26 protein-coding genes and 1 pseudogene are annotated in these 26,529 nt (G+C 45.6%); 10 read left to right on the top strand and 17 right to left on the bottom strand.

What is annotated here, in order from left to right; all coding sequences use genetic code 11:
* Nucleotides 1-17 precede the first annotated feature (17 nt).
* Nucleotides 18-479 (bottom strand): annotated as a pseudogene (locus tag ACL2XJ_RS24665) (tyrosine-type recombinase/integrase); the annotation flags it as partial.
* Between the two features lie 466 nt (nt 480-945).
* Between ACL2XJ_RS24665 and ACL2XJ_RS24660 the strand changes: the two are divergent.
* The 4 genes from ACL2XJ_RS24660 (at nt 946) to ACL2XJ_RS24645 (ending at nt 5,604) form a co-directional block, all read left to right on the top strand.
* The gene (locus ACL2XJ_RS24660) at nt 946-2,019 is read left to right on the top strand and encodes an ABC-three component system protein (protein WP_413724846.1); all 1,074 of its coding nucleotides are present in this window, start codon (nt 946-948) and stop codon (nt 2,017-2,019) included.
* A 1-nt stretch (nt 2,020) separates the two neighbouring features.
* Complete coding sequence (locus ACL2XJ_RS24655; RefSeq protein WP_040154917.1) at nt 2,021-2,515, top strand: three component ABC system middle component; 495 nt, start codon at nt 2,021-2,023, stop codon at nt 2,513-2,515.
* On the top strand, nt 2,515-4,497 hold the full coding sequence (locus tag ACL2XJ_RS24650; protein ID WP_413724845.1) for a DUF3732 domain-containing protein: 1,983 nt from the start codon (nt 2,515-2,517) through the stop codon (nt 4,495-4,497). The genes ACL2XJ_RS24655 and ACL2XJ_RS24650 overlap by 1 nt, the downstream gene beginning before the upstream one ends.
* Nucleotides 4,498-4,698: 201 nt before the next feature.
* Entirely contained in the window at nt 4,699-5,604 is a 906-nt protein-coding gene (locus ACL2XJ_RS24645) for an SMEK domain-containing protein (RefSeq protein WP_413724844.1), read from the top strand.
* Nucleotides 5,605-5,785: 181 nt separating this feature from the next.
* On the opposite strand, the gene ACL2XJ_RS24640 is transcribed toward ACL2XJ_RS24645, so the two are convergent.
* Together ACL2XJ_RS24640 and ACL2XJ_RS24635 are read right to left on the bottom strand one after the other, a co-directional pair.
* The gene (locus ACL2XJ_RS24640) at nt 5,786-7,462 is read right to left on the bottom strand and encodes a hypothetical protein (RefSeq protein ID WP_413724843.1); all 1,677 of its coding nucleotides are present in this window, start codon (nt 7,460-7,462) and stop codon (nt 5,786-5,788) included.
* A gap of 3 nt (nt 7,463-7,465) precedes the next feature.
* The gene (locus ACL2XJ_RS24635) at nt 7,466-8,536 is read right to left on the bottom strand and encodes a hypothetical protein (protein ID WP_413724842.1); all 1,071 of its coding nucleotides are present in this window, start codon (nt 8,534-8,536) and stop codon (nt 7,466-7,468) included.
* Between the two features lie 649 nt (nt 8,537-9,185).
* Between ACL2XJ_RS24635 and ACL2XJ_RS24630 the strand changes: the two genes are divergently transcribed.
* The 6 genes from ACL2XJ_RS24630 (at nt 9,186) to ACL2XJ_RS24605 (ending at nt 15,329) form a co-directional block, all read left to right on the top strand.
* The gene (locus ACL2XJ_RS24630) at nt 9,186-10,130 is read left to right on the top strand and encodes an ArdC family protein (RefSeq protein ID WP_413724841.1); all 945 of its coding nucleotides are present in this window, start codon (nt 9,186-9,188) and stop codon (nt 10,128-10,130) included.
* 366 nt (nt 10,131-10,496) lie between these two features.
* Nucleotides 10,497-11,306 carry a pentapeptide repeat-containing protein gene (locus tag ACL2XJ_RS24625; protein ID WP_413724840.1) on the top strand — a complete coding sequence of 270 codons (810 nt, stop codon included), beginning with the start codon at nt 10,497-10,499 and terminating at the stop codon, nt 11,304-11,306.
* Between the two features lie 2 nt (nt 11,307-11,308).
* Nucleotides 11,309-11,941 carry a nucleotidyltransferase domain-containing protein gene (locus ACL2XJ_RS24620; protein ID WP_413724839.1) on the top strand — a complete coding sequence of 211 codons (633 nt, stop codon included), beginning with the start codon at nt 11,309-11,311 and terminating at the stop codon, nt 11,939-11,941.
* Nucleotides 11,934-12,251 (top strand): hypothetical protein, encoded by a 318-nt coding sequence (locus ACL2XJ_RS24615; RefSeq protein ID WP_413724838.1) that lies wholly within the window; start codon nt 11,934-11,936, stop codon nt 12,249-12,251. Before ACL2XJ_RS24620 ends, ACL2XJ_RS24615 begins: the two co-directional genes overlap by 8 nt.
* Nucleotides 12,252-12,516: 265 nt before the next feature.
* Nucleotides 12,517-14,058 carry a hypothetical protein gene (locus tag ACL2XJ_RS24610; RefSeq protein WP_413724837.1) on the top strand — a complete coding sequence of 514 codons (1,542 nt, stop codon included), beginning with the start codon at nt 12,517-12,519 and terminating at the stop codon, nt 14,056-14,058.
* Nucleotides 14,059-14,396: 338 nt separating this feature from the next.
* On the top strand, nt 14,397-15,329 hold the full coding sequence (locus tag ACL2XJ_RS24605) for a GIY-YIG nuclease family protein (RefSeq protein WP_413724836.1): 933 nt from the start codon (nt 14,397-14,399) through the stop codon (nt 15,327-15,329).
* A gap of 110 nt (nt 15,330-15,439) precedes the next feature.
* Here ACL2XJ_RS24605 and ACL2XJ_RS24600 read toward each other — a convergent pair whose 3' ends face one another.
* The 14 genes from ACL2XJ_RS24600 to ACL2XJ_RS24535 all read right to left on the bottom strand — a co-directional run bounded on the left by ACL2XJ_RS24600 (nt 15,440) and on the right by ACL2XJ_RS24535 (nt 26,517).
* A complete protein-coding gene (locus ACL2XJ_RS24600; RefSeq protein ID WP_413724835.1) occupies nt 15,440-15,727 on the bottom strand; it encodes a hypothetical protein in 288 nt (95 codons plus the stop codon).
* 106 nt (nt 15,728-15,833) lie between these two features.
* Nucleotides 15,834-16,583, bottom strand: coding sequence for a MobC family replication-relaxation protein (gene mobC / locus ACL2XJ_RS24595; protein WP_413724834.1), 750 nt, complete (start codon nt 16,581-16,583; stop codon nt 15,834-15,836).
* Between the two features lie 10 nt (nt 16,584-16,593).
* Nucleotides 16,594-18,468 (bottom strand): type IV secretory system conjugative DNA transfer family protein, encoded by a 1,875-nt coding sequence (locus ACL2XJ_RS24590; protein WP_413724833.1) that lies wholly within the window; start codon nt 18,466-18,468, stop codon nt 16,594-16,596.
* Nucleotides 18,469-19,199: 731 nt separating this feature from the next.
* Nucleotides 19,200-19,505 carry a hypothetical protein gene (locus ACL2XJ_RS24585; protein WP_413724832.1) on the bottom strand — a complete coding sequence of 102 codons (306 nt, stop codon included), beginning with the start codon at nt 19,503-19,505 and terminating at the stop codon, nt 19,200-19,202.
* Nucleotides 19,506-19,519: 14 nt separating this feature from the next.
* Entirely contained in the window at nt 19,520-19,822 is a 303-nt protein-coding gene (locus ACL2XJ_RS24580) for a TrbM/KikA/MpfK family conjugal transfer protein (RefSeq protein ID WP_413724831.1), read from the bottom strand.
* Nucleotides 19,823-19,912: 90 nt separating this feature from the next.
* Nucleotides 19,913-20,314: a cag pathogenicity island Cag12 family protein gene (locus ACL2XJ_RS24575; protein ID WP_413724830.1), complete on the bottom strand. Its 402-nt coding sequence runs from the start codon at nt 20,312-20,314 to the stop codon at nt 19,913-19,915.
* Nucleotides 20,301-21,329, bottom strand: coding sequence for a P-type DNA transfer ATPase VirB11 (gene virB11, locus ACL2XJ_RS24570; protein ID WP_413724829.1), 1,029 nt, complete (start codon nt 21,327-21,329; stop codon nt 20,301-20,303). Before virB11 ends, ACL2XJ_RS24575 begins: the two co-directional genes overlap by 14 nt.
* A gap of 7 nt (nt 21,330-21,336) precedes the next feature.
* Complete coding sequence (gene virB10 / locus ACL2XJ_RS24565; protein ID WP_413724828.1) at nt 21,337-22,602, bottom strand: VirB10/TraB/TrbI family type IV secretion system protein; 1,266 nt, start codon at nt 22,600-22,602, stop codon at nt 21,337-21,339.
* Nucleotides 22,599-23,492: a P-type conjugative transfer protein VirB9 gene (virB9, locus tag ACL2XJ_RS24560; protein WP_413724827.1), complete on the bottom strand. Its 894-nt coding sequence runs from the start codon at nt 23,490-23,492 to the stop codon at nt 22,599-22,601. Before virB9 ends, virB10 begins: the two co-directional genes overlap by 4 nt.
* Nucleotides 23,489-24,172, bottom strand: coding sequence for a virB8 family protein (locus ACL2XJ_RS24555; protein ID WP_413724826.1), 684 nt, complete (start codon nt 24,170-24,172; stop codon nt 23,489-23,491). Before ACL2XJ_RS24555 ends, virB9 begins: the two co-directional genes overlap by 4 nt.
* Nucleotides 24,165-24,302, bottom strand: coding sequence for a hypothetical protein (locus ACL2XJ_RS24550; protein ID WP_413724825.1), 138 nt, complete (start codon nt 24,300-24,302; stop codon nt 24,165-24,167). The genes ACL2XJ_RS24555 and ACL2XJ_RS24550 overlap by 8 nt, the downstream gene beginning before the upstream one ends.
* Before the next feature lie 92 nt (nt 24,303-24,394).
* Nucleotides 24,395-25,435 carry a type IV secretion system protein gene (locus ACL2XJ_RS24545; RefSeq protein ID WP_413724824.1) on the bottom strand — a complete coding sequence of 347 codons (1,041 nt, stop codon included), beginning with the start codon at nt 25,433-25,435 and terminating at the stop codon, nt 24,395-24,397.
* A 76-nt stretch (nt 25,436-25,511) separates the two neighbouring features.
* A complete protein-coding gene (locus ACL2XJ_RS24540) occupies nt 25,512-25,787 on the bottom strand; it encodes an EexN family lipoprotein (RefSeq protein ID WP_413724823.1) in 276 nt (91 codons plus the stop codon).
* A gap of 1 nt (nt 25,788) precedes the next feature.
* Nucleotides 25,789-26,517, bottom strand: a complete 729-nt coding sequence (locus ACL2XJ_RS24535; RefSeq protein ID WP_413724822.1) for a type IV secretion system protein — start codon at nt 26,515-26,517, stop codon at nt 25,789-25,791.
* Nucleotides 26,518-26,529 lie beyond the last annotated feature (12 nt).

Genomic DNA, 26,529 nt, shown 5'->3' with positions numbered 1-26,529 from the left:
TGTTCTCACTAATGTTTTTTTAACTGTTTTACGTTATCCGGCGGAATAAACCATAAACCGCGCGCCAGATCAAACTGCTCAGGTGTAGCCAGGCGTAGCTCGCCAGTGCGAACACCTGTCAGCAGCAGCAGGTGAAGCCCCAACTTTTACTAAAGCAAAGCGGAATAACTGATTCAACCAGCCGCGGACTTTTTCGGCAACGGTGAATGCGCCGCGATGTTCAATTCTGCCCAGGATTTGTAAGAGGTGGGTCCGGCGGAGATCATAAATAGATGTCTTCCCAATTCTCGGCAGGACATCATTCTTGAAAACTCGCTTGCATTGAGAAAGCGGCGACTTTCTACCTTCTTTCGACGTCAGTGCCTGGTATTCAGTCCATCATCGAATACGGTTTCAAAGCTGTTCTCAGAGGGTAGCAAGGTGACATAACGCTGCTGCTCGCGGGCAGCCCACGGATTAATGCCTTTCGCCAACAGGGCAGGCGATAGTTTTTATCTATCTTTCAATGACCTGTGGACATCAATAGACATCCACAGAACAGAAATTGGCTCCTCTGACTGGGATCGCCTTTGCCAGTAACTGGCTAATAAGTAAGCTAAACCTGAATTGCCGCTCTGTCAAGACCACCAAAATGACCACCTTCCGTGAAAGCTGTAATGCAGTAGCATTGTGGCTATGGTTGTAGAAAGATCACTGAAATGTCAGGGAATTGAACGTGGGCTACTGGGTATTACCTAGCTTTTCTCTATTGGCTTCTTGTAAAGTGTAGCAAAATGTGTGAGTTGGTATCTATTTGGAGGAAACAGGATGACGACTTCAAGAACGAAAGGTCAATCTCGAGCCAAGCGTAGAACCGAGGTTCCGGGCCAGGCGTTAGGATACAGCCTTCAATTTACACGACTTACTCATTTGTTGCTCCAAGCACCCGAGGGGAGTTTGTGCAGTTTGGAGCTTCTTGACGATGTAGCCCAAGAGGATGGCGCTGGCGGCGTTATACTGGTTCAGAGTAAAAGCGCACTTACAGCTAATCCTGTGGCTGACCGAGCAAAATCACTATGGAAAACGCTTTCAAATTGGATTGAGCTTGCAGCATCACCAGGGTTTGAAATAGACAAAGCTATTTTCGAGCTTTATGTTTCTCGCCCAGTAGAAGGGTCGATCGTTGAAAGTTTCGCAAAGGCTGATACTCCTGAAAGCGCTAGATTAGCCATCGCACAAGCTCGCACTTTGTTATGGGGGAGTGCTCCAGATTACAATATGAAGAAAAGAGTCTCTGTAGAAATTGCTCCATACGTCGAAAAGGTGTTTACAGCCGACCCGGATCTTTCAGAACGACTTATTTGCAATTTTCAGCTGACGCAGGGCAGTGGCAGTCCTCAGGCAGATCTTGAGGCGCTAGTTCGAAGTCACCCCGTATCACCATCTAAGGTTGGCGATATCACCAACCATCTTTGCGGTCAGGTGAAGCGCCACATCGATATGCTGCTAGAGACGGGAAAGCCTGCAGTCATTGCACGCAATGACTTCCATGTCTGGTACACATCGTTCGTACAAAAAATTGATCGACAAACAGTCCTATCGAGTCGTGCGCATCCACCATCAGAGGAAATATCACGGGAATATCTTCCTGATAATTTCATTCGACAACTAGATATCATTGGTCTGCCATACGAAGAGAAGCTCGAAGCTGTTAGCGATTACTTAATGGCTTCCTTCGATCGGACAGATTGGGCTGTTCGGGGAGAAGTTGACGAGAGCTCTTTTGACGATCTAAATGATGTCCTTAAGCGTTCATGGAAGAATAAACAGCGGGTTTGTAGGTTGAATCACAGAGAAAGATCCGAACAGGAGCAAGGGCAATTTCTTTATTCAGACTGCATGCAGTTCGCTGCCCCAGTGCAGGCAATGTATACGCCGGGGCACTTCATTCCTGGTTGCTTCCACATGCTTGCCGATGAGTTGGTTGTAGGCTGGCATCCTAACTACGAAACTCAGTTGAAGGGCAAGAAGGTGGCGTAATATGCTGGCAAGAGAAGTGCAAAATGTTCAGAATCCGGCACTAGGCGCTGCAATCGTCTGGCGTTTTTGTTGTGGATATGTCGAGACAAATCGTATAAGTGCCTCACCCCCTCTACCTCTTCTATTTCTAGTGCTCCCTATTATTCTTCATCAAGCAACCTCAGAATTTGTAAAGCGTACCTTCAAAAGTTCTGGCTTACGGGCGTTTGCGGCAAAGTTCGGGGACTCATCTGTATCCAAACAGGACTTGTTGTTGCAAATTCAAGAGCGCGCTATTCGTTGGCGTAAGCTCAGCTTGCTGTCCATTGAGCTCGCGGTTGCGGGAAAACTGATCAAACTTGAAGAAAACGGCGAAGTAATTTCATTATCGCAGACTAAGGCGAGGGGGTTATCCGATGAGGTGAGGCAACTTATGGATTTGGCCGAAAAACTTGGTGCTTGGTTCGGTGAACTCACCGTGCATGAAGTCGTAACAACATTGAGGGTGAAGCTCTAATGTATTTTCAAATTCGAGGTATCGTGCTTTGGCCGCGGAACAAAAAATTCCAACCTCGCAAATTGCGTTTTGAACTTGGTAAAGTCAACGTCATTAGTGGCGCCTCGCGCACGGGTAAATCAGCGGTCATTCCAATCATAGACTACTGTCTCGGCGCAAGCACTTGCTCTATTCCTGTAAATACCATTCGCAAATACTGTGAATGGTTTGGCATCGTTGTGGCGACCGAGCAAGGTGACAAACTCTTGGCCCGAAAGGAGCCAGGGTCTCAGCGTAGCACCAATGATATGTTCCTGTTGGAAGCAGAGAATATAACTAAGATTCCCAGCCGTCTTAGTAAAAATACAAACGTTATAGCAGTCAAAAGGCTACTTGATGACCTAGCCAATCTGTCTAATCTAGATTTTTCTGGTGGAGAGGATGTCTCGGGATTCGATGGGCGTCCGGCTTTTCGAGATTTGGCTGCTTTCACATTTCAACCACAGAACGTAGTTGCCAATCCGGATGTTCTATTTTTTAAGACCAACACTTACGAGCACCGTGAAAAATTGAGGAAGATCTTCCCCTATATACTTGGTGCAGTCACATCAGCATTGATGGCTAAGCAGTTCGAGTTGAACAGAGCCCGCCAACTTCTACGTCGTAAAGAGCGAGAACTCAGGGACGCCCAAGATGTCTCCGCACGGTGGCTTGCCGACTTGAGATCTAAGTACAGTGAGGCGCAGGAACTTGGTTTGATCCCCAAGCTGGAGGATGAAATATCGCGAAACCAAATGATTAAACATCTTGACGAAATAATCGCTCGAACAGACCTAACTTTGGCTGTTAGCACATTAACTATTTCAGATGCGCTAAGTGAGCTGAATGATTTGGAAAGTGAAGAGCGAGTTGTTTCGCGAGAACTTACTACGCTTCGTCATCGGCTGGAAGAAATGAACCGAATGCGAACTGGTGTGCAGCAGTACCAGACTGCATTATCAGTGCAGAGGGGGCGGCTTCAACTATCGAGTTGGTTGGTGTCGCATGCAAACGATGAATCGGATTGTCCCATGTGTGGTAGCCATAATGATTCAGCCAAACGAAAACTGCGGGTTCTGGCTCATCGTCTGGAAGAAGTCGAGTTGGCTGCGGGCGCAGATAAGGACAAAGAAGTACCTGCCGCCTTCGATCGTGAGTTTCAGCGCGTTACTGCAGAGGTTGATAGCGTGACCGAGCGACTGAGATCCGTACAAATCCGCAAAAGAGCGTTGACGAGTAGATCGAAGGAAGCTAATGACCAGCAATTTTCTGCGAAGCGTACCGAGCGTTTTATAGGCAACATTGAATCGTCATTGGATCTACATCGTAAATTGGGCAGCGACAGCGAACTTGTCGAAGAGGTGCGGATGCTCAAGGAATTGGTACAAACATTAGAAGGGGAACTCCGCGAACAAGATATCGAGGCTCGTAAGCATAAAGCTCTGCGAATTATCAACACAAACGCTGGGAAGCTTCTCCCCTATCTAGATGTTGAGAATCCACACGACCCGATTTCTTTAGAAGTCAATGATCTAACTATCAAAGTCCTTGGGGCTGAGCGCGATGACTATCTTTCAGAAATAGGAAGCGGTTCGAATTGGCTTTCCTATCATTTGGCAGTATTGCTCTCTCTTCACCAATTCTTTTTGGGCCAACGAAGCAGCCCTGTACCAGGATTTCTTGTGCTTGATCAACCTAGTCAAGTTTATTTTCCAAAACCCACGGTACATCAAGACATTATATTAGACGAAGAACCCAAGGTTCGGGATGAAGACGTGGAAGCTGTCCGGAAGGCATTCGAAGTTATGGGCAATGTCGTGCTTCAGGAAAATGGAAATCTCCAACTCATCGTTCTAGACCATGCTTCGAGTGTAGTGTGGGGAGAAATTGCTGGTGTTGTCGGCTTGCCGGAATGGCGTGATGGTACTAAATTGGTCCCAATGGAATGGTTTAGTGAAATTTAGCGGCGAAAATTTCCACTTCGAAGAAAGATGTCATTCGTATATATGAACATAGGACTTAACGATGATGATATGTCGGTGTTTATTCATAGAGAAAATTTTTTAGGATGTCCATGTAGTTACTTTCCTCTTCTTTAGTCAGTTGGATATTAATTCACTATGCCGCTGGATTTTAGTCGGAGCCAATCAAGTTAAGGAGCTATTTTGATCGAATCGCTGATGAAAAATTTAAATCAGGATATTGCTATTCTTCAACTTCGTATCGAGAGAGATAAGGACACGGGTTTTAACGATATGTCACGGCTACTTGAGGCAATTTCTATACAGTTATTCAAAGCATTAGGTATTGCTAACCTCAAAAGTAAAAATCAGATTAGAGTTAACTTTCCAGCCATTGATGCTGCGGAGGATAACAAAAATGGCGGAATAGCTGTCCAGGTTACCTCAGTAGCTAATGCAGCGAAGATAAAAAAGACAATTGAGACTTTCGAGAAAAAGGATAAAAACGGTAATTCCTTAAGGGACAGTTACGCGGTTCTTTACATTTTCGGTTTCTGTAAGATCTCAAAGGATGTGATAGTTCCGAATTATTGTAAAGTTGTGGAGCCGAGTTTTTTCCTTAACAGGCTTATTGACTTAAATGATGAAGAAAAGATACAGGTGGTTATCGATTCTATCCGTCGCCATGTAGACTATTCTTCTATACACCCCTACGATGATATTGACTGTTTGAAAATCATATTAGGTTATGTGAGCCGAAATGCGGTCAGACACTACATGTCCTGCGAAGGAAGTATTAATGATATGACAAAAGGACTTAAGGAAATCTCGGAGCTAATCGGAAAAGGTACTGTTAATGGTAGGCAGAAGTCAAAGGCCCACCACGAATTTGAAGATCAGAATATCGGGAGTTTTTTGAGGCAGGTGCTAAGCGAAATTGGTAGCATAATTGCGGTTATCAATCATGCGAGCCGGGATGGTTTTGTCTATCTTGACGAGCGTGATATGAAGAAAATTGATAATCAGAAGCGGGAAATTACAGTTGCAGCCCAGCGTGTAGCTGTTAACTACGGTATTGATATACAATTGGGAATGCATGAATTAGATTGATTTTCGTTGACGTGTGTAACAATAAGCTAAGCCCAGCTCTAGAGGGGGATAATCAGTTTTGAGATAATGGCGATACTTAATTTACAGCTTTCTACGAGGTTATAAAGAATATCAACTATGATTACTCTTGGAGTGGAGTGGCGCTTGAAATATTTTTTATGCCTTCTTGGATTTTAATGTTTTAATCAATCTTCTTTTTTGAAGTATCTAAATGGGGTATAAGTATTTCCGAAGAATTTATTGGTAACGCTTTAGGTTTTACCTGTTCTTTCGAATTGTCGGTAGAAACTTTATTTTTAATATTAGAGCTAGGTACAGCTACTTCTGTTGTTTGTGTGGTGCTAGTAATGTTAGAACTTGTTTGAGTGTTTTTACCATAAAAATATATTGCCGTAACTGTTAAAAACATCACTATATTAAATAAAATCCATATAGTACGATAAGTTCTTCTTCTATTCTGAATATATAACTGATCTTTTTCTTTTAATTTCTCGGTGTCAATTACCTTTTTTAAATCATCCTCATTAAGTAAGTCTTTATAACGATCTTTAATTGTAGTATATCGGTCAAAAAGGCGGGCTTTATCTTCATTAACTTCACACTCGGATAACCAGTGATATATGCCTGAGAAAAATATGAATATATATGTCATTATGGCAATTTCACCAGTGAATATGATACCTTCGCCTTTCGAAGTAATCAATCTAACTAATATGACTGTAATGAAAAAAGTAACAACACTCCAGAAACTCGTTTTTAATGTCCCGAGCATATTTTTCGTAATGTCAGATGCCTTATCAGATTGAGAAATTAAAAGTTCAGAAATTTTATTTTTAATCTCAATATACTGTTTTACATTTTCTTTAAGATAAATATCATAACCAGATTCAATAGATCTTAGAGCTCCACTTGAAAGTGAGGCTATGTCATTATTTGTCATGTGGATTGATATAATATTTTTTGCTAAACCTATTTTATCTACAAAATTTCCTTGATTATATATCCATTGATATATTCCATAAAGTTCCTTTACGGCTCTCAAATTAGCAGTGGAAAGGTCCATTTTATTACTAATGAGGCGGTAGCCTTTCATTTTATAATCAATAATAATTTTACTATCAATGTTAATTATTTCAGAATAATCGGAAAGATAGACTAAAGAAAACAACAATGTAAGTCGTTCTAGTTTTTCCTTTATTTCAGGGTATATACATTCAGTTGTTAAATTAAAATCATCTGGTGTGAATCTATATTCTGCATCATTAGTAAAGTGACAGCATTTATTTCGTTTGCTAATAATTGACTGCCTATCATCTAAGTTGTCCTCTGTTAGTAAAGGCTTATTTGAATCTTCAAAAATAATAGAGCTAGTCGAAAATTGGTTTAAAGACTCCCAGCATTTTATTTTGATTTTCTTAGATAAATCGAACTGCTTAAGGAAGTTTATGAATTCAAAATCTGATTTTAATATTGGACCGGAAATATAGTTTTTTAAATTAAATATATGAGACGTGTTGAGGTTGTTATGTGAGTTAGACTTATATATCTTAATGTCAATTTCAAGTTTGCAATTATCTTCAACAAATCGGAGTTGATTTACTATTTCAGTATGAATTTCCTCAGGGATACTGGCTTGGCTATAGGTGACCAGAGAGATACCATCACATTTTATTGCTATATCATAAGTTAACTGATGCAAAGCCAGCTGTTCTTTGACATAGTTAGCGCGAACAATATAATCATGTGAAACAGTTGTTTCATGCACCTGATAGATGGCACTGCAACGATTAAAATCATCGTTAATGTAAATTAGTTCAGCATTGAAGAATGTGTTTGCAATGCCATCCAAAAATTTCATTTGTTAATTACCTTGCCTTACAAAAGCATTATAACCAGTATCAGAGTATATTTTTATAAATTTACCATCCTGATCTGTCCCTGTGCGAATAATTTCTTTAATGTTTGGAATGTCTCCCATGATTCTTAATTCCAAATTTTCATCAAGAAATATATTGCTTTTCAATTTTGTCTTAATGACACTTTGGTCAAGATCGAATTGTGTGTCAAACTTGGCTTTCGGATTGGCGGGGAGTTTTTTTAATTTTTCAATAAAATCAGGGAATTTATCTTTAAAATCTTGGCTCTCAATATTGTGCGCTTCTAGGCGTTCAACTAACTCAGTATGTATAAAACTTTCATTGTTACGGAAATAAGAGTTAACGTCATTCCTCATGTATATATAATCAGGTTCAGAGAATTTTTTCACCGTTTGTTTCAACAAAAAATCTAGAGCATCATATGCAGTTTTAGTATTTAATCCGGCAGTCGTCATCTCCTTTGAACTAAGAAATCCTTCCCACCAATATTCACGTATAGTTCGACCACTATCAGAAAGGAGAAGCTCAGTTACTTCTCCGCTACTATTCAATGTAACAAGGCATGATTTCTGAAGTCTTTGCTTATTTAAGGGCAGTCCTCGACGGATTCTAGCCTCTATTTCATCAAAGAATGAGTCGACTTCTATTTTTAAAATAACAAATCGAGTTAACCCGTCATGCTCTAGGTGTAAAATTAGCAATGATCCTTTCTTTATTTTTTTATCCATTGCCGCGATTCTTTCTTGAGCTTTTATTTCTACTTCCAGCAATTTAAGAGCAATGCTTTCTGTTCTTTTTAACCAATTAGATTGTAACGAACTAGTGTTTTCAAGAAGCTCATTTTTCGTAATAGAACGAACATGAGAAACAACAAGCTCATTTTCATCAGTAAAAGAATACTGTTTACTTTTTTCATTTGCTATTAATTCGGTTAGCATTATCCTGCTAAATTCATCAAAATCCCGTCCATCAGCATCGGGTTCGACCAACTCTACACTGCAATCTTCAACACTAACGTTAAACAAGGCATGATTTAAAACAGCTGGGTCCGCCATATTTTTATTCCTTATCACTGTTCTCGCGATACTGTTTTTATATACAGTACCGCATGTTGCTGCATAGTCAAGATAAATGTTAACTTATTGTTTTTAAAGTAAATAAATATCACTGTCTCTGACATGTTACTTCATCTTCATACAGCATTTTATCAGCATAATAATTAAACTTTTTGCGGAGATAATCAATGGGTTATTTAAGATTAACTGTCAGTGATGTGGCGATAGCATGTTTTTTTTCGCTTACTCGAAAGTTAGATAACATTTTAAACTGCCTCGTTAGTCAAGTCCTTATTTTATGTCGTAATAGTTATGCCTAACTCGGGTAAACAGAACTTGATAACGAGATTTCCCTCGAGAAATTTGTGAGCCCCGCTACGACTAAGTTCTTTGTATCCTTGAAATAGCCCAAGCCCCTTTCACCGTTGCGGAGCAAGGGGTGCTATATCCGTGTATACAAAAACTGATTTTTTCTCCTGCGTGCTTTTCGTTCCCCGTATCTGCTTCCGGTTAATCGTTTCCCAACACAACCCGTCCCGCAAGGGTAAATGGCACGCATGCTGCGCCCTTGCGGGCCAGAACGATGCCGGAAAAGCGAACCGTCAGGCGATACGAAGACGAAAATCACACCACTGAAGGAGAAAAAACCATGACTATTTCCCTGCATACCCGGACTAGTGCCCCTAACACCGCAGCGGCGACCAGCGTATCCCCGCTGGACCCGTCAGGCTCCTCAAAAACGAAATTTTCCAAAACCACAACTGATATTTATCAGACCGTCACTGACAGCATCATTGCGGCACTGGAAGCTGGTGTTAAACCCTGGGCGTGTCCGTGGCAGCGTACCCCCGGTATGTCTGGTTTACCGTCCAATTACGCAACTGGCATGACATACAGTGGAATGAATATCATGTTGTTGTGGATCAGTGCGTCAGAACAGGGATTCAAAGATTCGCGGTGGATGACCTACAAACAGGCAAAAGCGGAAGGCGGGCAGGTACGCAAAGGAGAACACGGTACTACCGCCATTTTCTATACCACGCTGGAGAAGGAAAATGACGACGGAGAAACTGACTATATCCCGATGCTAAAGACGTTCACCGTGTTTAATGTTGAGCAAATTGGTGGTTTGCCCCTGAGGGACGAAGCAGTTTGCCCGGCAGAGACCTTTGAGCCGTTAGTGCGTGCGGAAGCGCTTTTCCGAAACAGCGGTGCAACCATCATTGAGAAGGGACAAAACGCCTTTTTTGCACCGACAACCGACGAAATCCGCTTACCTGAGCGTTGTCTTTTTACCGATGCTGCCAATTTCTACGCCACCGGCCTGCATGAGCTGATTCACTGGAGTGGGGCAAAAAGTCGACTGAACCGTGAAATGAAAGGGAAGTTTGGCAGTGAGGGGTATGCGTTTGAGGAGTTGATCGCCGAACTGGGAAGCGCGTTCCTGATGGCGGATCTGGGAATCGCTGGAGAGGTGCAGCATGAAAGCTATATCGCTTCCTGGCTGAAAGTACTGAAGAACGACAAACGCTATATTTTCAAGGCCGCCAGCGCGGCATCCAAAGCGCATCGTTACTTGATGGATAAAATCTGATCGGGAAGAAGCTGCAAAGGAATGCAGCTTTGTGTGTATAGGCAGGCTTAACAAGTATCGCTGTAGGGGCATGAGTGAGGCGGAGCGCAGCCAGGGCGAGCACCGAACAGTCATGCCCCTACAGCGAATAAAAAAGCTACGCTGTGTACTAATAATGTAGAATGGTACTCGCTGCTTAATGCAAAATAAGGGTGAAAACGCACGCCCCGAACTGGAGATAAAACGCTCGGTCCAGGATGTGGTCATCCTGATGGTCAGCTAAGTGCCACAAGCGGAAGTTGCTATAGTAGGTCAGCATGGCTTCAAATCAGCCAAAAAAAGCATTATGATTCATAAAGTTTAGTCTTTTAGCTTATAGAGAAAAAAATGATAAAAGATAGCGGAAGAGAAAAGCTGTCAGACAAAAGATTTGACTCTGTAGTAGCCAAGGATAAGTTTGTTAATAAATTATTTGAACGATTAGTTGCATTAAATATTGAATTCAAAAATGTGAACTTCAGCTTCTGTATTTTCGATGCTGCTTACATCAGAAACTGTAGTTTTCAGGACTGTGACTTTACCGGTTGCAGATTTTTAAATTGCAACTTAATGGGGTCAAGTTTTAGTGGCTGCAAATTTGACTATGCCACTTTTGATAAGACCCACATTGATAATGACATTCTCGAAAATGGGTGCCCTGGACTGGACAACCTTAAGCTCAAGTTTGCGCGTTCGTTACGCTTGAATTATCAGCAAATAGGTGATTCAAAATCAGCAAATAAAGCCATAGCAATCGAACTACAGGCTACAGGAGAGCACCTTCATAAAGCATGGAAATCCAAAGAATCTTATTACCGAAAGAAATATAAAGGATTTGACCGCTTAAAAATGTTTAGCGAATGGTTTGAGTTTAAGGCATTAGATCTTATCTGGGGAAACGGAGAGTCTGCTTTTAAATTATGCAGAGCTGTCATTGTTATTCTGTGCATAATAGCTTTACATCACGTCCTTAACTATGGTGATCCAAAACTAGTTAGCTCATATTTTGACGCGTTAGCAATGTCCCCACAGGTATTTTTGGGGACATTATTACTCCCTCAATATTCAGCATCGTTTCTGACAATGGTCGTTTTAGTAAGATTAATTATGTTTGGTTTCTTTATGTCCATAATAATTAAAAGGTTCAATAGGCGATAATTATGCATATCTATGCTTTTGGTTCGATATGTCGCGGAGAGGTTGATTCATTTTCAGACATTGACATGTTGGCTATTGTCAGTGGTCGGGATGAAAGGTTTAATCCGAGAGATTATTCGATTTACTCGTATGAACGGATAAATGAACTCTGGAAAGAAGGTAATCCATTCGCTTGGCATCTTTTTTTGGAATCCAAGCTCATTTATTCATCCGATAACGTTGATTATTTACGGAGCTTAGGTAAACCGAGCAATTATAATTCAGGCTTAGCTGATTGTGAAAAGTTTCTGGAGATATTTATCAGCGCTAAAAGCTCGATTGAAACATCTGATCTTACAGCGATTTTTGATCTATCTTCAGTGTTTTTATCGATACGAAATTTTGCGACATGTTTTTCTTTAGATTGTGATGTAAGGTCCGACTTTTCGCGAAATTCCGCGCGTAATTTGGGCATTCATAGTATACCAGTTTGTGATTTGACCTATCAATTATTAGAAAGGGCCAGAGTGCTTTGTACCAGAGGTACTGGTGAAATCCTGAATACTGATGACATTAAAAAAGTCAAAGCGCAATTACATTTGATTGAGCTTTGGATGCGAGAAAAACTAAAAATTATTGGCGGCAAGCATGAGTGAGTTTAGTAATAGAATTAAAGCTCAAAGAGAAGCATTAAAAGTAGTCAATGGTTCAGGATTATTCCGTGAACCGCTATTAAGTCTGACCGAGAAAGCCATAGACCGATGGTCTAATAACAATGATCTCAGCAATACAGATCGCGCTATTCTCTTGCTGAAAGCGATGTCAGGTACCTTATTTTTCCTAGCAAACAAGAGCCAAGAGCAGGTTACTGAAGACTATAAGACTCTTTCTAAAAAAGTAAATGACCAGTTATCTAAATTGGAAATTGAATTGAAGAATAGAGTTGTTTCAAAGACAATTCGTTGAGAACTGAATAACACATTCCTAGTGTAGTCAGTTTTGTTGAGGTTAAAAGTGCTAACCTCCGCTTCTAGCTCGAAGCAGACCTGACAGTAATTTGGTTTGTCTGCTCCGTACCATGAGCAGAAATTGCAGATTCCAGCGAAGCATCAAAATTAATAGGGCAGGATGATGCAGATCATTCTGCTGCAAAAGCCGTGACTTTTTTACAATAAGCATATGGTTTTAAACATTTATGAATCTTTAAATGTGACTTAATTCAGAGGTGATAATGGGTACCAATGGTTCATTAGCAGTCTTTGCCATACTTCTTGCCTGGTACACTCTCTTAACAGATGAGAGGCGAGTTGATTTAAAATTAAGAATATCTAAATTCAATATTCTATTTATTATCTTTTCTATATCAATAATCTTGGTGGTTATATATTCTAAGGTCTTACTAAGTTTCATCCCAATAAAACCAATCCCTTGGATATTGGGTTTTAACGAAGATACATTATCTTTTACTTGCCTTTGCATCATGATTGCATTTTTTGGCATTAAGATCCTAGGCAATAGAATACCAAAAGCAAATCTTACATATTGGATCAGTGTTTCAGAAAAATATTTGCGGGCAAAAAAAGTAGAACAACTGGGATATCTTTTTGATAAATACCATGAACAACTATTTAACATTATTAGTAATAAAAAATGGTATGTTCGCGTACATGATTATTTAAATCCTCCATTGCTGCCCTTGATAATAGACAAGGGTAATATCAAAAAAATACGATTTAAAAAAATCAGAAGATTTCTGTCAAAACCGTTTCCTTATAAAGACAAAAACCAAGAAGTCATTCAATTAAATATTTCTAAACTTCTTAAATCAAAACCATTCGCCCATCATTTAATTGATGCTCACCCTCATGTAGCAATGAAAGCTACCTGTTTACGGTTTAGGGATAATGATGAATATAATACAAACTTCTTTACGTATTTAATATCTAGCCAAAATAGCAATATTTATAGAGAGTTACGTGATAATCAGAATCGCTCTTATACTGGAGAGTATGCACTCGACGAAAGTAATGCCTTGCTCAATTTTTATTTAAATGATATTCGTACGGCGATAGATGTAGGGATATGGAAACCTGTGGGTGATTATATAGTTAGCTACATAAAAAAACAGAAAGGAAGTTCTAGTTTTTACAATCAACCGGATAATTACTTTTCGAGTAGTAATGAGCGATGGGACTGCCCTATCTTCGTTGGATTGGTATTTTTCGATGTCATGATATCTACAGCCATATTCAAACGTTCAAAACATCATATGTGGCTCATGTATTACCGTAATTTCCTAAAGGAAATAATTGAGAGTCATGAAATGTCGGGTAGTATAGATATAAATAGAGAGTTCCCAATACGATTTGATTATCTGATATTTGAATTAATCTATAACTGTAATATATGGGCAGGTGCAACAGAGCACCTTAGCTATGATGGTTGGACAACGGAAGATAAAAAACAATCTCCAGAGTACTTTGCCTCAACTACCTTGGGGGGAATGATGTATCTGATTATTACTTCAGACAAATTGCAGAGGAAGCAAAAAACATATCTTCTAGAAGTCATCATTAAAAGAATGAACTCCCTTGATCAAGAAAACAGGTCTTTTTACTCCGAGGAAATTTTCAACAATCTTATCCGACCGTACTCTTTTTCAGCCATTGATGCAAACGCAGTAAATGAATTGCGAAAACTTTATAAAGGTGTTGATCATGTTCTTAAGATAAACACGTCGACTTTTGAAGTGGAACTTTCAAAAATACCTTAGTCAATAAATTAACTTTTAATACTCTGTTCATTCATCACCTGCAACATAGGCAGGTGGTGACCTGCTTCCAGTTGGTCTATAGACCAAAATTTGAGTCATATAGTATTCAGATCTAAGAACAAAGGCAACTTCCGCTATTCACTGTGAGTACAATCGATGGTGATACCAAAATTGAGTGTTCCGATTATGCGAGATACTTACACAGCACTGTACAATCACTGGTAATAGTGAATATAACTTCACATGACTATAAAATTCATCAGACTTTAATTTAACTAGTTGATATCATTGTTAAATAATGATAAAAAATAACTTTAACGCAAAGATGGAATTTTAAAATGGAATGGAGATTTTTAGGTTCTATATCAGATGCCAGAAAGTCTGGCTGTAGTGGAGTTTATCTTATCGTTCATCAAGGGATTTTTAATCGTGTTGTGTATGTTGGAGTGAGTTGTAATGTAGGGAGAAGGATAAATGAACATTATGAAGGTTATCTGAGAGGAAATCGAACAATTTACAATGCAGGTCACAATGATGACGTCTATCGTCTTATGTCAACTTACAAAATTCGAAACCATATAAAATACTATCAGTCCTTGGCAAAGAGTTATGAAATATGGGGTTCAACTACACTGTATTTTGATTCACCTAAAAATATATTAGCAAAAAACCAGACTTTTGATGCTGCATGGGAGAGTATTGCATTTGAAAAGTATATCCCTCAACTGGTAGTGTGGGCCCTTCCAATGGCCAATTACTCTTATTCAAATGCAACTAAAATTGAAAGTGTAATCCAATCAAAGCTCATTAAATCTTTTGATTTAAGGGGCTTTTTTAATGCTACAGACTTAAGTATTTTGGGTAAAATTGAAAAGCCTTATTTAGAAAATATTAAATGTTTTATTATTGATTCTCCTGATGTAGACGCGGCGTCCAAAATTATTTTTAATAATTTATTTTCTAAAAAAATTGATGAAAACTTTAGCAAAGAATTCCATTCACAATTTGAAAGTGAGGTTTTTCAGAGAGAAAAAGAAACTCTGAGAAAGCGAGAAATTAGGAACCATAAGATTTCTCTTTATGAAAATCATGGCAAACCTTGGACTTTAAAGGAAATGGAAAAACTAAGAGTCATGCTAGTAGATTTTGACATGTCCCCAACAGAAATATCTGATTACCTTGGAAGGGAACCTCGCTCTATTTCTAAAAAAATAATCGAAAATGATAAAATTACTAATCATAAGTGGCGAGAGAGCGTCGGATGGTTGTGATGTTGCATATTGATAAAATAAACCAATCTAGCAACGTCAGCTCCTGGCACAGAGCTGCCTGTCAGATTAGGTTTGGCCCTGTGTCGTAGTTGTGCCAAGTCAAGTCTGAGCTAATACAAAATATCAGTATCTTTCTGAAGCGTCTGAAGGCGCTGTTCCAGGCTATCCAGTCTTTCTTCGAGGTCATGGCTCTGCTGCTCAATATCTTCCAGCGTTTCTGACAAAACATCACGTAGCAGCACAAAGTTTGCCTGTAGGGCGTACACAAAATCGCTGCCGCGAACCAGTAATGCTTCGCGCGGTATGTCGCGCAATGCGGAATGCGTCATCCATGTCACCAGCGCTTTTGCGCTCATTTCAGTTAGTACGTCCGAAAGTCGGTCAGTTTCTCTGTTCATTTTGGTGTCCTGTCTGTTCTGATTTTGGATGAGTATTTCGAGGGGTATTCTTTCAGGTCGTTGCGCTGCCGGTGGGCGGGGTGGGGCTGTAAGTGATACATAAGAACTATATGCAGTGGTGGCCTACATCGAGCCGTTGCAGCTCGTCTAGCGTGTAGATGCGAAAGACATTCCGGTGGCGGTTTTCCAGCGGGATGTGCTGATGGTTAACGATGACGTGCCGGATGCTGTCAAACAGCCGTTCAAGACCGCGCTTTTTCTGCGGGTCCGGCACGATATAAAAAACGTAAATCCAGTCTTTACGGGTCCGGGCCAGTAAATGGCTGGCGATGATTGACTGGTAACGGGCTTTGGTTTTCAGACGGCGCTCGGTCTCAATGGCGATCACGGTGCCGCCGGGCAGGGTGATCAACCCGTCCGGGCGGTGACTGACTTGATAACGGCTGAGGAAGGTTGTGCGATCGCCGTTTATCCATCCGGATGCGCCTTTTTGCTCAAGAATGATGCGGGCTGCCTGATTATCAAGGTGATGTTCCAACGTCCAGCCGGTGATTTTTGAAGGCTCAAACCGTGCCGGGAAAAGCGCATCGTCGGGGGTTAACACTATGGCCAGTCCGTCACTGGTAATGCCCCATAATGAAATTTTCATCGTGCGCGATACCAGGACATGCTTTTGTATCAAGCCCATACCCTCGACTTTTGAAAGCAGGGAATACAGCGATTTATGATCCCGGAAGCCGAACAGCAGCATCAGCGTTTTAAAGTCACTGTACGTTTCCTCCTTTAGAAAATTCAGCAGTCGTTGTATTTTTTCACGGTGTCGCCTCTGGCGTTCGCGGTATGCGGAGATCAGCATCGTTCCCCCTTTATATATCCAGCAATGGCGGTTTTTCCTCTTTATCGGCATTCGGTGTTGTCGTGTCTTTTTCGTCCGTATTATCAAAATAAAGATCGGATCGAGTTGTTGAGATATCCGGTGTTGATACGGGTTCGGGGGATGTTTCCTCCTCGTTAAAATCCAGGGATATGTTTACCGTTGCGGCGGTGGCGGCAATCGCGGGCGACACGGCACAGATCTTCAGTTCGCGTTTTTTCACCCTGATGGGCGAAATCAGAGAAGCAGAGGGGAGAGCCTTTGTCGTGAAGATGAAACTGACAAAATCGGGCAGGTTCAGGATCATATTGCTGTCGGTAAAGAAGCGCTCGGCCTGCCTGATGGTGCGTTCATCGTCGATAGTCTCTGTCAGCACGGCATCGGTTTTCGCTTTGCGGACCTCATCATCGACTAATATAGTACCGGACATTCTGGCCACCCATTCAGCGGTGTCCGGATCCATGACACGATAAACCAGTTTGAATTTGGCGTTCTCAACGACAGCGCCGACAACGGCGTCACCTTTCAAATCTGCCGGGCAGTCTTTTAAATCGGCAATAGACTGATGGTCCATAATAATATGCACGCCTTTATCGCGTGCCGCGCCTAAACCTTCCAGCGCGGGCCTGGATAAATGGTATTTCAGTTCGGAAAGATAAATAGCAATGGGGCGGGGCAGGTCTTTCACTCGCTCGCGCCTTTCTGCCAGCTGGTACAGGCGAACCAGCAGCATGCGCTGCGCGGTAATGATTTTGCTGTTGCGCATTGAGCCAATCACATAACAGCAACCGCCTTCCTCAAATATCTTTTTAAGCGAAAATCCGGTGGGGGCATTAATGGCATTGAGCAAGGCCAGTTCTTCAATTTTCCCGAAAAAGGCTTTTATCTTATCGGCAATACCCTGAACGTAGTCTCCGTTATAAACATCACGAATAGTTGCGGTGACATGTTGATTAACAAACTGTGCGGCTATCCGGGCCGCTTTCCGGTCGTCAATCCGGTAAAAGTCTGACTCCTGACCTTTCTCTGCCAGACTGAAACCAGCAACGAAAAGCTCTTCCAGTTCATCGGCGGTGATCTCTTCAATCAGGTTTAACTGGTATTGCGATTTTCGCAAGTCAATCAGGGCAAAAGGTTTTCCTGCATCCTCACAAGCTTTGCGGTAAAGGTGCGGAGCCCATTCATCATCCTTGGGGTCCATCACAAATACGCCTTCACCGGCCAGAATACTTTGGTAAAGCAATAACCCGGTGGCCACCCCTTTACCGGCGCCGGTGGTGCCGATGATATCCGCGTGTTGTTTTTGCCAGTCTTTTAACGGCAGGTACATCGGCTGAATATCGCGGTCCATGCCAATAAATAACCCTTTGTTCAGGTCGATATAATCCAGCGGGTCATAATGCAATGTTTCCGGCAGCAGTGATTTCACCGTACGGACATCGGTGCGTAATTCCCGTTCAAGCGTGGTTTTTCTGACGAGGCGTTTCTTTATTTTGTCTAATTCAGGTGTTAATACCCTGCGCAGCAGAATATGCAAAATAAAACCCGTTACGGTAAAAGTAATCAGGACCGGCCATGCCAGAACAGGAATGCTGGTGACTACACGGCCTTTATAAAGCCACTGGAAAATCCAGATAACAACCGGGGCCATCGTACCGGAAAGAAAACACAGCAGGGAAAAAGCAATCATCAGCTTTTGCCACAGCGGGGCTTTTTGCCGTTCATCGCTTTTCATCGACGCGAAAAATGGCATCGTCAGCCCCGATAACAGCGCCAGCATCAGCTGATGCTGTTTCATAAAAGCAATGAAGCTCAGCGCGCCATTCACTATCGGCGACAGTGAAACGGCCAGCTTATTCAAAATCACGATGCCTCCTTTGTCAGCAGTTCGCCCCATGACATCGCCCCATCAATTCGCCCCACGGTGTCGGGCGAAAAGGCGGGGCGAGCGTCAGGGGCGAAGAAGGTGGCCGCGTTGCGGCCATGTGCAGGAAAGCATGCTTTCCTGCACCAAACGGCGTGCGCCAGTACATGCGGGCTGGACGCCCTTATTGCCTGCCGCATGGGGGTAATGTCGCGGCTGTACGCCGCACCAAAACCCCCAGAGTCAACGGCGGCACACCGTCGCCCGCTACGCGCGACCACCCCCTTTAAGACGGTCGCTTTGACCCTTTTCTTCCCTTTGCTCGTTCCTCGCAGCGGGAATAAACGGGAAGCTGACCTTTAAAGGGGGTGGTCACGCCACGCTACCGGCTTCTGGCCGGAGACTTAGCCGCGACGGTGTGCGGGGCTGACGCCCCCCAAATAAACCGCTGTCGTGGGCGACAGCTATTTGCGCACTGGGGTGGCAAATTTTATTCGGCTCCCCCCGGCCTGCTCAGTTCGCGTGGGCGCGAATGTTCGCAGGTGGGTTCGGCGACGCAAATTAGCCATTTCTCTGAAATGGAATTTACTCGCCTTACGCCACGTTTTCATTCCTGCTGGCGCAGGCATGAAACCGCCTTAACCCCGCCACGCCCTGCGCCGGACTCGCCCAAATTACCCCCGTAATTTGCCCCGCCCCTGACGGGGTGACTGTCGTCATCCTTTGCTGCCGTATTACTGTTCACCGTGACGAATATCAGCCAGTGTCTCCAGACAACTCTGGCGACTGTCCTGAATACTGGCTTCATCCAGACTGAATCCGTGTCGGTCGGCGGCGTGGGTAAAAATAATTCTGTCAGCGGCGTTCATGTTTTCCAGCAACTGAAGTAGCTGACATAACACACGGTAGTGATAAATTTCGTAATACAGGCCACATCCGGGCATTGCATCATTTTCAATACGCTGAATAACACTGTCCGCGCAGAGTGAATCCCCGCGTTGATTCGTCCAGGGATGCTGTATAAAACCGGGCTTTGTCATTATCTTTTCCTTATTCAGTGGCGTATCCGGCCAAACTGGCTGATTATTTTGTCGATAATCGCCGGGTCGGCAGAAGTACATTGGTGAAGAAAGCTTTCACGGGCATCGGCGGTATGATCAGGCAGGAAACCGTATTTGTTCTTTCTCACAATATTAAAAAAAGACTGTTCAGCCGGGCGACATTCACTGCCACCGCCATTTTCGGTTGTTTTACCGTACAGGCATAAAACCATTTCGCAGGCATCGGCAGCCATGGCCGGAGACGAAAGGGGGAGGGCGAGAGTGATAAATAAAAGGGAGGTGATGCACTTTTTCATATTCATGACCGTTGGGGGTTGGATGTAATAAAGGCTGCATGGTGAGGGCGTGTTGTTATTAATGACTGGGATAATATGGTTGGTCTGTGATTACCGGGAGAATGTGATTACTGTTTTATGACAAGTCAGGCAGGTATTCTTCTCAGGCATAAAGGTAATGACGCCGGAATATCCCTTTTTTTGCAGCCATGATTTTGCGCGAAAATACTGTGCGCCATCAGGGGCGCTGACGATAACCTGGCGGGAATGGGCAAGGGCATACCCGATATCCGGGTGGTAGACATCATCCGAAGGGAAACGGATGCTGACTGACCCATGGTCCAGAATGTCAGGAGACGGGAAAATTGCATGGTTTTCTGACCATCGTGGCAGTGTGGTATTGATATTTTTCGCAGGTGTATTCCAGTCCGGTTGTGCAGGCTTGGGGGGAGAAGAACACGCGGAGAGAACAGCCAGTGTGGACATGGCGAATAAACCATTAACGGTGCGCATAGCCGAAGGCCTCCTTCATTTGAGTGAGGTGGACCGGTTTGAAATAAATATCACCCATCCGGCGAATGTCGCCGTGAATATCAATGCTGACGATAATGTCCACGCTGTTAAGCACCTTGCGTAACAGCACGTCAAACGGGATATTCTGGCAGTCGGGATGTTCATAGCAGCGGTCGATTATCCCTTCAATACATTCTTTTGCACTGCCTGCGTGCAGGGAAGTTATCAGCCCCTCATGACCGGAGCCGATAATTTTCAGCGCATCCCAGGCTTCCCGTCCGCGAATTTCTGCCAGCAGAATACGGTCCGGGTTCATGCGATAACAGGCCCGGATCAGCCGGCCCGGCGTGATAATGGCTTCGTCCCCGGCATCAGCCGGATAAAACAGATGCACATAATTGGTGTGGCGATAAAATTTTATTTCGGGATTATCTTCAATCGTGGTGAGCCTGAGAGTCAGGGGAATAAAATCCAGCAACGTCTTCATATAGGTGGTTTTACCGGAGCCGGTTTCGCCGACAATAAAAAGGGTCTTGCCGTACCCGACGGCCATCTCCATAAAACGGGGAATATCCCCGCTGTGATAGCAGCGGATGAGTTCATCCTCTTTGCTTTCGGCCCGCTCCCGGCCGGTCACCCGCTGATAAAATCCGGCATCGATCCAGGACTGATGGGTTGTCTGCCCGAATGACGGTTTGCGCAGCGTAATGGACACCGTATCCCGCTCGCAGGCCGGAGGGATCAGGGTCTGGATACGTTCGCCCGATCCCAGCGTGGCGGACAGGACGGGGGAGATATCGTCAATATTGTCCTCATGCCAGGAGGCCAGCGCCTTTGCAAAAGCATGGCACTGCCGGAGCGTGATCGGGGCATCATGCCGTTGCCACTTCCCTCTGACTTTGGTGTGGATCTCCCCTGGACGGTTAATGGCGATTTCCGTCAGCGCATCCAGCGGGAGAAAATCCCCGAACAGCTGATTTTTCATGAAATCAAGCGACAGGTTTTCAGCAGACATAGGGCCTCTATTGCATATGCAGTTGCCAGACGGAAGAGAAATCAATATCCGTACCGGTCATGATGCCGATAACGTCACCCTGGTTCAGGTACATTGTGGGCGGGATATTGATGCTGTTTTCCAGCGTGGTTTTCGCCATTTCTGACGTGGCGGCGCGGGTATTCTCGGTGTAGTCGGTGTTGCGATCTTTCCCCGGCGCAGAGTCCGCGGCGGCAGCGGCCACATCCTGCACGGTGCTCAGCATCAGGGCATTGCCGAAACGCTGCCAGAAATGGGTGTCGATCCAGCCTGCGATCCCGTTCTCACCGAGCGGACCGGTGGCGGCGGTCTCTGTCAGCGGTATCTGCAGGCTGCCGGGTTCCGGTGTGCGAAGTTCCGTCCAGATGACAAACAACCGGCTGCGTCCGTGTTGCAGTGCCCCGGTACGGTAGACCCCTCTGGCGACGGTGCCTGCCGGGAGCAGCTTCACATGGTTGCTGGCACTGTAAACGTCTTCGCCAATCAGACAGGAAAGCGTGCCGCCCACATCGGACACAAACCGGCGCATCATGGCGCACGGGATATACCGATCCACCGGGATATACAGATCCGGATCGAGTCCCAGTCGCCTGACGTCGGTCACACGGGCGACGCCCGGATTGTGGTCCCCGCTAGGCGACGTGACTGGCGCAGGGCACTGCAACTGCCCGTCCTCGCCGTTGACCATCACGGTAGTGCAGGGCGTGTACGGGGCGGGGGCCGTCGGGTCGCCGGTGGTCTCCGTGTCGTCGCGTGGGGCGCGCGTGTCGCCGTTCTGCGCCGTACCGGCTGTGCCGCTCAGCCCGTCGGCCAGTGCCGCCGCTTTGTTCAGCGCGGGCGGAGGCGTCGCCGCGACAGTCTGCACCGGAGTCCCGTTTGCTGCCGGTTCGGGCCTGTTCTGACTGAACAGACCGAACGGGTTGCTGTCCATACCGAGATTTTGGCGTTCATGCTGTACTGTGCCGGTTGCGGGGGGCGGAGCGGTGTCGGCTTCCTCTTCATCCCCCCTTTTCAGGGCACCCAGCAGGCGATCCCCGCCCAGTGCCAGCGCCATCAGCAGGATCAGACTCAGCAGGCTGACCATCAGCGTCCGGCGACCGGATGCTTTGCGAAAACGGGTCACTTCAGGCTGGCCGGGGGCGGCTTTGGGTTCCGGCGCCTGTGCTGCCAGGGCAGATCGGGCGCGTTCGCGGGCCTCTGCTTCCCGCTCTGCCGTTGTTTTTTCCGGTTCTTCAGGGAACGGTGTCGTTGTCATCGGGCCTCCAGCGTGACGGCGGGTGACACGGTGTCGCCACTGGCGACCGTGGCCTGCCCGAAAGCCGTGTTTTCAATACCGACCACCGCGCTGCCGTAGCGCAGGATCAGGCGTGGCGACAGCGCCTGTATCACCATGACGGTGTAATTTCCCTGTCGGGTGATACGGGGCGTAACGGCCTGCTCCTGACCGTTCACCTCCCGGACCGCGGAGGGCAGGATTTTGACGGGAGAAAAGCCGAGGTACATAAAGCGACCATCGTCGTAGGCGAAGTCGGGCGTGATGGACGCCGATCCCGCTGCGACCCGCTTGGTATAGCGCCAGTTGCGCGGTGCGGTGGTCTGCCGGAATGCCGCTGCTATCTGCTGTTTTTCCTGCGCTTCCTGTTGCTGTTTCAGGCGGACGGCGCGGGCCGCTTCTGATTGCATACGGGCATCAACCGGATAGCGGTAACGAATGACGAAAGCCTGTGCGGGGGTATCGCGGTCCAGTACGTTCAGCTCCAGGCTGTAGTTCCGCTTTGATGTCACCACAAACAAATTGGTTTTCCAGTCCTTTGCCGTGGGGAGAAATACCTGACTGACGTTATTACCGCTGGCATCGGTCACCGGCTGGGTGATGGGGTTCGGGCTGACCCCCACCCGGTTAGCGCTGCGGGTCACAGTCCAGCCTTTTGGAAAGCCCGCCTGCGCATCGACCACCTCTTCATCGTCATCAAACAGCAGCGTGGTGACGTAGCCGGGGCGGGTATTGGCCACCGTGGCGTTCTGGCTGTTGTACGTGACGTGCTGTATCCGGCTGTCATACGCGCTGCCACGGGGGACGGATGCGCCCCAGGCGGTGCAGGACGCCAGAAAAAGCCAGACAGTGAGTATCTTTTTCAGCATCATTCACTCCTCAGTTCTTTATCGCGCTGGTAACTGGTGACGATGAACCCCAGCGGATTGACTTCGCGCTGGCTGTCTGTCAGCTGCTTGCGGGGGAGATAGCGGTACGTCAGACGAATATTCCAGATATCCGTCTTCACCGAATTGTCGGCAATGCGGCGCAGGGTCCGTTTGATCCGCAAGGTTGCCAGATGATCGGGGGCCGTTGCGGGAGCGTGGACGTTGGAAATAATATCGACCGACACGACAACGTCCGCTTTATTAAAAATGACATCCGGTGCCTGACTGCCGTTAAATTCGTCGAGATAATCTTTATTAACGCTGTCGCTGTTAAATAACTGCACCTCGTCATAATCCCGCTGAAGAGAAAAGTAGTTATACCCTTCGCGGATTTTGACGTAACGGGCGGCGAAGGCCTGCGCAAGTGCCTTTTCTGAGGCAATATCCCGCGCTTTAATCCGGTTCATATAGTCATAGCGCCCGGTTTGCTTATCCACCGACCACAGTTCAATGTCAGTGGTTTTCAGCGGCAGCAGAATAATCAGGGCAGTGATGGCCATCGCGGCCAGAATAAAACCGAGCGAGGCCATCAGCCAGGCCACTTTTTTTTCGCGTGCATCCTTTTCCAGCATCACCGTCTCAAATGTCCGGGAGGCGGCAATGACGTTTTCTGTTTCAGACATGGCGTGTCAGTTCCTGAATGAGGGAGGGCGAATTTACCGGTTCGGGCGTGCCGGAAACGGCGGGGAGCGGGGCGGTGTGGTGTGCGCAGCCCGTGAGCACGCACAGCAGCAGGAAGAGGCTGAATTTCATGGGACACCTTTGGGTTAACGAAGACAGTACCGCCGCGCCGGACGGCGTGACGTGATAACGGGAAAGAGGGGAAAAAGTTTGTGGAGAAAGGATCAGCGGTGACGCTGCTGATTAAAACGCTTCATGCTTTCGATGGATGCCGCGCGTTTCTGCCAGGCGGTCAGGACCCTGTTCGCGCCCGTACCGACCAGCCTGCCTGTGGCCGTGGCTGCCGCCATACCCCCTTTGGCCGCCAGCCGGGCACCCGCCGCTCCGGCTTTCATGCCGGGTCTGGCGGCATCCGAAGATTGACGCATCAGCCCGCTCAGTCCACTCATGGCGGCCCCCTGTAAGACGGCCTGAACGGCCGCACCGCTGAGGGCACCGGCAATTTTTGCCGAGAAATACACCACCACACCGGTGGCAACCCCGGCCAGCAGGCATTGTGCCGCCAGTGTCACCATGTTGCTTTCATCGGCAGCGTTGGTGGCAGCGTCCAGTATCTTATTCAGGTAGTTGATGGCGATCCGGATAGATAAGGCGGAAAACATGATCGTCAATATTGCCGTGAAAAGGGTTTTCAGCCAGTTATCAAACATCGGCTTAAGAAAACCGTACAGCAGACAGAAAATAAAGAGCGGTGCCGTGGTGGTCATTAACAAAATAGTGATTTCGGCGAGCAGATTGACAAATGTTGCGGCCAGTAAAAGCACCGTTGCGCCGCCCCAGACCAGCACTTCGGCAAAGCCACCGTTCAGTTTAACGTAAGTTGACGTATCCTGATTAAACAGCGTTTGTCCGAGTGTCTGGGCTTTTCCCCAGACGGTATCGAGTAACGCCCAGACATTATCATTGCCGCTGACACCTTCTTTAAGTCCCTCGATCGCGGTGATGGTGGCATCCAGCCAGCCATCACGGTTTAAAATAAACGTGGTAATGAGCAACATCCGGCCCACATCCCAGGCGACATCTTCCACTGGCGTCTGGAGTTTACCGCCCAGGGTCTGATAACCGCGATACAGAATAAATAATGTGAACGAGCTGACAATAATAATGCTGATCATTGAACCGTACACAGAGGACTGTCCCTGTAATACGGCATTGAGTCCATCCATGATATTTTTGTCCATACCAACAAAAATGCCACCGGACATGGTGCCTCACTGAAGTGTTAAGCAGACTGGAATAAAAAACAGGAAGGGATCCTTGTTTTATCGAAGGAGGGGGGAATTACCCGGTGAACGCTTTTCTTTTGGCCGCTTCCTGCTGAAACAGTGCCTCGAACTTTTCCTTTATACCTGGCTTGCCTGTCTGAGCGAACATAATGGCTGCCCGATGGGCAAATTCACAATTATCACTGGTCTCACCCTCTTTAAGGCATTGCGTATAGACGTTATAGGTTTCATCGGGGTGTTGCTTATACCAGGCTTCGGATTTCGTCTCTTTACAGCCGGATAATATGACCGCGCCTGACACGACGCATAAGGTTAATAAACGTTTAAACATGTTAACCTCCCTGGATATTATTCAAATCGGCAACCGGAGCGTGCAGCTGCTGTTCCCTGAATGCATTCTGCTTTTGCTGCTCCAGCAGTTTTGTCCGCTGTTCAGCCTGTTTCACTGACATCTCCCACTGGCTGGTCAGTGCATTTAATTGTACGCTTTTTGCCGCAATGGCGTTAGCCAGGTCCTGGGATTCTTTGGCGTCCCAGGCGTTCGCTATCCGCTCAGATAAGTCTGATATATCGCTAAGTGTGCTGCTGATCCGGTTTTCAACGTCGGCCGTATTTTCGATGGCGACCGCCTGATTAAGGACCAGCTGTTTGCAGCTCGCCAGATAACGCGGTGAAGAACGGGACGGGGGGCAGGTATCGAAAGCCTGATATTTACTGTATAAACGCTGAAGTTCAGCAGAGTATTCCCCGTTCTGATTTGCGAGCAGATCATCCAGTGAAATACCGTTCCTGCGCAGTTGTTCAATATCCGTTTTAAGGCTTCTGGCCTCGTTGAGAAATCCCTGAATATCCCGGATGCCCGTTGCCGTCGCTAATTGTCGTTTATACGCATCCAGCTCGCTTTTATAGTGGGTGACGGTATCCTGCCATTGCTGAAGTTTCTGTATCCACTGATTAATGGATTCGGTATTTTGTATGCCATCGAAAACCGGTATTCCGGCACTGATGGCCTGCGTGGAAATAAAAAACACGAACGTCAGTATAATGTGTCGGGTAGACATCGTCGTGACCTC

The sequence above is a fragment of the Sodalis sp. RH16 genome (genome assembly GCF_047324245.1).
Taxonomy (GTDB): domain Bacteria; phylum Pseudomonadota; class Gammaproteobacteria; order Enterobacterales; family Enterobacteriaceae; genus Acerihabitans; species Acerihabitans ligni.
The sequence above is the reverse complement of the archived record's forward strand: the minus strand, read 5'-3'. Positions and strand labels throughout refer to the sequence as shown.

What these genes read in the sequence shown, in the direction of transcription:
- ACL2XJ_RS24585 (WP_413724832.1), bottom strand. Translation starts at nt 19,505, where the DNA reads ATGACAAAGCCCGGTTTTATACAGCATCCCTGGACGAATCAACGCGGG.
- ACL2XJ_RS24625 (WP_413724840.1), top strand. Translation starts at nt 10,497, where the DNA reads ATGATAAAAGATAGCGGAAGAGAAAAGCTGTCAGACAAAAGATTTGAC.
- ACL2XJ_RS24550 (WP_413724825.1), bottom strand. Translation starts at nt 24,302, where the DNA reads ATGAAATTCAGCCTCTTCCTGCTGCTGTGCGTGCTCACGGGCTGCGCA.
- virB10 (WP_413724828.1), bottom strand. Translation starts at nt 22,602, where the DNA reads ATGACAACGACACCGTTCCCTGAAGAACCGGAAAAAACAACGGCAGAG.
- ACL2XJ_RS24555 (WP_413724826.1), bottom strand. Translation starts at nt 24,172, where the DNA reads ATGTCTGAAACAGAAAACGTCATTGCCGCCTCCCGGACATTTGAGACG.
- ACL2XJ_RS24635 (WP_413724842.1), bottom strand. Translation starts at nt 8,536, where the DNA reads ATGGCGGACCCAGCTGTTTTAAATCATGCCTTGTTTAACGTTAGTGTT.
- virB11 (WP_413724829.1), bottom strand. Translation starts at nt 21,329, where the DNA reads ATGTCTGCTGAAAACCTGTCGCTTGATTTCATGAAAAATCAGCTGTTC.
- virB9 (WP_413724827.1), bottom strand. Translation starts at nt 23,492, where the DNA reads ATGATGCTGAAAAAGATACTCACTGTCTGGCTTTTTCTGGCGTCCTGC.
- ACL2XJ_RS24575 (WP_413724830.1), bottom strand. Translation starts at nt 20,314, where the DNA reads ATGCGCACCGTTAATGGTTTATTCGCCATGTCCACACTGGCTGTTCTC.
- ACL2XJ_RS24580 (WP_413724831.1), bottom strand. Translation starts at nt 19,822, where the DNA reads ATGAAAAAGTGCATCACCTCCCTTTTATTTATCACTCTCGCCCTCCCC.
- ACL2XJ_RS24605 (WP_413724836.1), top strand. Translation starts at nt 14,397, where the DNA reads ATGGAATGGAGATTTTTAGGTTCTATATCAGATGCCAGAAAGTCTGGC.
- ACL2XJ_RS24620 (WP_413724839.1), top strand. Translation starts at nt 11,309, where the DNA reads ATGCATATCTATGCTTTTGGTTCGATATGTCGCGGAGAGGTTGATTCA.
- ACL2XJ_RS24640 (WP_413724843.1), bottom strand. Translation starts at nt 7,462, where the DNA reads ATGAAATTTTTGGATGGCATTGCAAACACATTCTTCAATGCTGAACTA.
- ACL2XJ_RS24630 (WP_413724841.1), top strand. Translation starts at nt 9,186, where the DNA reads ATGACTATTTCCCTGCATACCCGGACTAGTGCCCCTAACACCGCAGCG.
- ACL2XJ_RS24655 (WP_040154917.1), top strand. Translation starts at nt 2,021, where the DNA reads ATGCTGGCAAGAGAAGTGCAAAATGTTCAGAATCCGGCACTAGGCGCT.
- ACL2XJ_RS24535 (WP_413724822.1), bottom strand. Translation starts at nt 26,517, where the DNA reads ATGTCTACCCGACACATTATACTGACGTTCGTGTTTTTTATTTCCACG.
- ACL2XJ_RS24545 (WP_413724824.1), bottom strand. Translation starts at nt 25,435, where the DNA reads ATGTCCGGTGGCATTTTTGTTGGTATGGACAAAAATATCATGGATGGA.
- mobC (WP_413724834.1), bottom strand. Translation starts at nt 16,583, where the DNA reads ATGCTGATCTCCGCATACCGCGAACGCCAGAGGCGACACCGTGAAAAA.
- ACL2XJ_RS24600 (WP_413724835.1), bottom strand. Translation starts at nt 15,727, where the DNA reads ATGAACAGAGAAACTGACCGACTTTCGGACGTACTAACTGAAATGAGC.
- ACL2XJ_RS24650 (WP_413724845.1), top strand. Translation starts at nt 2,515, where the DNA reads ATGTATTTTCAAATTCGAGGTATCGTGCTTTGGCCGCGGAACAAAAAA.
- ACL2XJ_RS24610 (WP_413724837.1), top strand. Translation starts at nt 12,517, where the DNA reads ATGGGTACCAATGGTTCATTAGCAGTCTTTGCCATACTTCTTGCCTGG.
- ACL2XJ_RS24540 (WP_413724823.1), bottom strand. Translation starts at nt 25,787, where the DNA reads ATGTTTAAACGTTTATTAACCTTATGCGTCGTGTCAGGCGCGGTCATA.
- ACL2XJ_RS24615 (WP_413724838.1), top strand. Translation starts at nt 11,934, where the DNA reads ATGAGTGAGTTTAGTAATAGAATTAAAGCTCAAAGAGAAGCATTAAAA.